At 70.3% G+C, this 4214-nt stretch carries 4 protein-coding genes; 2 read left to right on the top strand and 2 right to left on the bottom strand.

Annotated elements, in window-relative coordinates:
- Window positions 1-721 precede the first annotated feature (721 nt).
- Both ND748_RS34740 and ND748_RS26600 read left to right on the top strand, forming a co-directional pair.
- Entirely contained in the window at window positions 722-982 is a 261-nt protein-coding gene (locus tag ND748_RS34740; protein WP_251748947.1) for a cell division protein CrgA, read from the top strand.
- 142 nt (window positions 983-1124) lie between these two features.
- The gene (locus tag ND748_RS26600; protein WP_251748946.1) at window positions 1125-1517 is read left to right on the top strand and encodes a RidA family protein; all 393 of its coding nucleotides are present in this window, start codon (window positions 1125-1127) and stop codon (window positions 1515-1517) included.
- A 13-nt stretch (window positions 1518-1530) separates the two neighbouring features.
- On the opposite strand, the gene ND748_RS26595 is transcribed toward ND748_RS26600, so the two are convergent.
- Together ND748_RS26595 and ND748_RS26590 are read right to left on the bottom strand one after the other, a co-directional pair.
- Entirely contained in the window at window positions 1531-1890 is a 360-nt protein-coding gene (locus tag ND748_RS26595; protein ID WP_251748944.1) for a hypothetical protein, read from the bottom strand.
- 112 nt (window positions 1891-2002) lie between these two features.
- Window positions 2003-3907: a glycoside hydrolase family 15 protein gene (locus tag ND748_RS26590; protein WP_251748942.1), complete on the bottom strand. Its 1905-nt coding sequence runs from the start codon at window positions 3905-3907 to the stop codon at window positions 2003-2005.
- Window positions 3908-4214 lie beyond the last annotated feature (307 nt).

Below are 4214 nucleotides of genomic sequence, written 5' to 3'. Positions count from 1 at the left end.
GGAGTAGCGCACGCGGTCCGTGCCGGCGAACGATCCGGCGCTGGCCGCGGCCGCCCCGGCCAGCAGGCCGAGGCCGCACACCAGCCCGATCGCGGTCAGCCGCCGGGCTCGCCGTTCACCCGCCGGCACGCCGCCCATGCGACCGGCCAGAAGCATCCGGCCAGGCCCAGACAACCAGGCAAGCCCAGGCAACCGGGCCGCGCGGAACACCCGGCCCGTGCTCGCCATTCGACGCCTGCTGAACGCCCAACCCACCATGGCGCCGGCCTCTCCGACGCACCGGGCGGGCGGCGCGTCCGCATGTCGGCGGATCGCCGGTCGGCGGCGTGGGGACATGCCGCCGCGGACCCAGCCAGGCGATCCGTCCGCCGCGTCGGAGGTATCGCCTCTTGCCGCAGGCTACGCGGCCGGCGACACCCGCGATGCCACGTCGGGGCGATCGCCGGGCCCCGGTCGTCCGGGAGAGAATCCCGCACGTCGGTCCGCAGTGGGTGGGTCCGCAGTCCCGCAGTCCACCCTGCTGCCCACTGTCCACCCTGCTGCCCGACGTCCACCCTGCTGCCCGACGTCCAACTTGCTGCCCGCCGTTTACCTGCTGCCCGACGTCCAACCTGTTGGCCGCCGTCTAACCTGTTGCCCAGTGCGGGACCGCCACCCGCCGAACCGGGAGGACGGCGGCGGTCGCCGCTCGTCCACACACGGCCAGCCGAGGAGTCCCGCAGTGCCCGAGTCACGACGTCGCAAGCCGAAGAAGCCGACGCCGAGCGTCAACGCCAGCCAGACCCGCCGCAGCAGGCCGCCGTCTCCGCCCTGGTTCGGCGGGCTCATCCTGACCTTCTTCCTCATCGGGATCGCCTACCTGCTCGTCTACTACTTCTCCAACGGCGGCGTGCTGGGAATGGAGGGGTTGGGCGGCTGGAACATCCTCATTGGGTTCGGCTTTGTCGTCATCGGTCTCGCCGTGTCGACGCAGTGGCGCTAGCCCGATATCTGTCTTGCCGGCGGTCGTTCCGGCCGGTGCCCCGGACGCACCCGGCCGGACTTCCAGCGGTGTCATTTATCCACAACCGTTGTCCACAAGTGTGGATATCCACCCTCCTGCGCCGCTAACGAGAAGCGACCGTATGAGTACCGATCGTCAGCTCATCACTGGAACGTCCCCGTTCGAGGCGACCATCGGGTTCTCTCGGGCTATCCGGGTCGGTGACCGGGTGGTCGTCAGTGGTACGGGCCCCGTCTGGCCGGACGGAACGGTGGTCGCGGACGCGCAGGCGCAGGCCCGGCGCTGCTTCGAGCTCATCGGCGCCGCGCTGGCGCAGGCCGGGGCGAGCCTGCACGACGTCATCCGCACCCGCATGTACCTCACCGGCACGCAGCACGCCGCGGCGGTGGGCGCAGTCCACCGAGAGCTGTTCGCGACGATCCGTCCGGCCGCCACCATGGTCGTGGTCGCCGGCCTGCTCGACCAGCGTTGGGTCGTCGAGGTGGAAGTCGAGGCGGTAATCGGGATTGGGTAGGGCGCTGGTTGTGTCAGCGAGCGAGGACCGCGGTGCGCAGCCGCGACACGGTGCTTTCGGCATCGTCGGCACCGATGATCAGTCGGCGGAACTCCCCGCCCGGCCGGACCTCGACGACGACCGCCGGCCGCCCCCGGTAGACGGCCGCGAAGGCCTTGCCGTCCCGGGAGCGCCACGTGCCGAGCGCGATCACGCGCGGGATGCCGGTTCCCGGCAGCCGCCAGCCGCAGAGCTCGGTAAACGGCTCCGGCGCTGGGCGAATATCGAGGATCTCGTCGAGGGACACCGAGACGTCGCCGCGTAGCGCGCCGAGCCGCTCCAGCCCACTCATGACGACTTCGACCCGCTTGTCCCTGACCTCCAGGCTTGCCACGCCCCCACGTTAGTGCCACAACCGCCATCGACGCCGCGAATACGGCCGCGACTCAGGTCGCCGCGACTCAGATGGACGAGGCTGAGATGGACGCGACTCAGGTGGACGCGACTCAGGTGGACGGAGACGGGCGGGCGTACGCCTCGGCGTCCTCGGCTCGGATCACATACATCACGGCGTTGATCAAAGCCAGGTGGGTGAACGCCTGCGGGAAGTTTCCGAGGTGGCGACCACTGTTCGGATCGATCTCCTCCGCGTAGAGGTCCAACGGGCTGGCCAGACTCAGCAGCCGCTCGCACAGCTGGCGGGCCCGGGTCAGCTCGCCGATCTCGACCAGCGCGGACACCAGCCAGAACGAGCAGATCAGGAAGGCACCCTCCTCGCCGGCGACACCGTCGTCGGTCTCCTCGGTGCGGTAGCGCAGCACCAGGCCGTCCTCGGTCAGCTCGTCGGCGATCGCGAGGACGGTCGCCTTCACCCGTTCGTCCGACGCGGGCAGAAAGCCCAGCAGCGGTATCAGCAGCAGCGAGGCGTCCAGCGCCTTCGATCCGTAGTACTGGGTGAACACACCGCGGTGGTCGACGCCGGAATCGCAGACCTCCGCGTGGATCTCCTCGGCGATCGCCTTCCACCGCACGGCCGTCTTCGCATCGCCCCGCATCTGCGCGAGCCGGCGGCCGCGGTCCAGCGCCACCCAGCACATCATCTTGGACACGGTGAAGTGCTGCGGCGCCCCGCGAACCTCCCACATCCCGCAGTCGGGCTCCTGCCAGTGCGCCGCAGCCGCCTCGACGAGCCGCGCCAACACCGGCCACAGTCGTTCGGAGAGATAGTCGCGCGACTTGGTGTGCAGGTAGACCGAGTCCAGCACGACGCCCCACACGTCGTGTTGGCGTTGCAGCGCGGCGGCGTTGCCGACCCGGACCGGCGAGGCCCCCTCGTAGCCCGAGAGGTGACCGAGGATCTCCTCCTGGATCCTCGGTTCACCGCCGACCCGGTACATCACCTGGATGTCCTCCTCGTGCTCCGCCACGTCGGCGATGAACGAGAAGAAGTCGTTGGCCTCGTAGTCCAGACCCAGGGTGTAGAGGCCCCACAGGGCGAAGGTGGAGTCCCGCAGCCAGCTGTACCGGTAGTCCCAGTTCCGCTCGCCGCGAGGTGTCTCCGGCAACGAGGTGGTGGCCGCGGCCAGCAGGGCGCCGGTCGGCGCGTAGGTCAGCCCCTTCAGCGCCAGGGCGCTGCGCTGCAGGTGGCGCCGCCAGGGATGGTCGGGGAACATCCCGCGTGAGAGCCACTGCCGCCAGAACTCGGTCGTGCGGTCCACGGCGTTACAGGCCTGCAGGTAGGTGTCCGGCAGCAGCGGCTCCTCGGGCCGCCAGGTCAGGGCGACGAACGCCGTGTCGCCCTCCCGCAGGGAGGTGCGGGCCAGGGCGCGCCGGCCGTCGAAGCCCAGCCGGAGGTCCGTGCGCAGCCGCAACGTGACGTTGCTGCCGGCGTTGGCGATCACCCCGGAGGAGTAGTCGTCCTCCTCGTACTCCCAGGACTCCGCCTGGCGGCCGTAGTCGAAGTTCGGCTCGCAGACGAGGCTGAGGTCGACCGAGCCGTGCTCGCAGCGGGCGAGCCGCAGCAGCACGTGGTCGGAGTCCCAGTCACTGGGGGTGCGCCGATGGGTGTTGGAACGCTTGTGAGTGCGGTGCCAGCGGCCGACCACCAGGCAGTCGGTGACGATGAGCCAGCCGTTCGGCGTCTGCCAGGTCGTCTCCAGGATGTTCGTCCCGGGCAGGTAGCGGCGCCCGGCCGGGATCTGGGTGCGGTCGGGGCCGAACCGGAAGCCGCCCGCCGAGCGGTCCAGCACCGAGCCGAAGACGCTGGGCGCGTCCGGCCGCGGCACGCACATCCACTCGACGTTCCCGCTGGGTGCCACCAGGCACGTCGTCTCGCAGTCGGACAGGAAACCGTACTCGGCGATCGGCGGGAACGGACTGCCCCCGCTGCGTCGCACTGGTGAATGTGCCACCGGTACCCCCTGATCACGACCTGCCACGGCATCTCTCACGCCATCGCCACCCCACCGAGATCAATACAATGAGTGTTGATGAGAAAGCGAATAGTAGCCGCTACTCAGCATGGTGCAAGCACCTCGGCCGCTCGGCAACTTGGCGCCGATCTCCGCCGCCCGCACCGACCCCGGCCGCCCGGGCGGGATGTGGTTGCGTGGTGGCGTGACCACGCAGCCCACCGGGCCCGGGGAACCGCCCGGCGCCGACCCTTCGCCGACGTCCGCCGCCTGGTCGCCGCCGCTGTGGCGGGTCGGGCTCTACGCC

Source organism: Frankia sp. AiPs1, assembly GCF_023716945.1.
Taxonomy (GTDB): Bacteria; Actinomycetota; Actinomycetes; order Frankiales; family Frankiaceae; genus Frankia.
The sequence above is the reverse complement of the archived record's forward strand: the minus strand, read 5'-3'. Positions and strand labels throughout refer to the sequence as shown.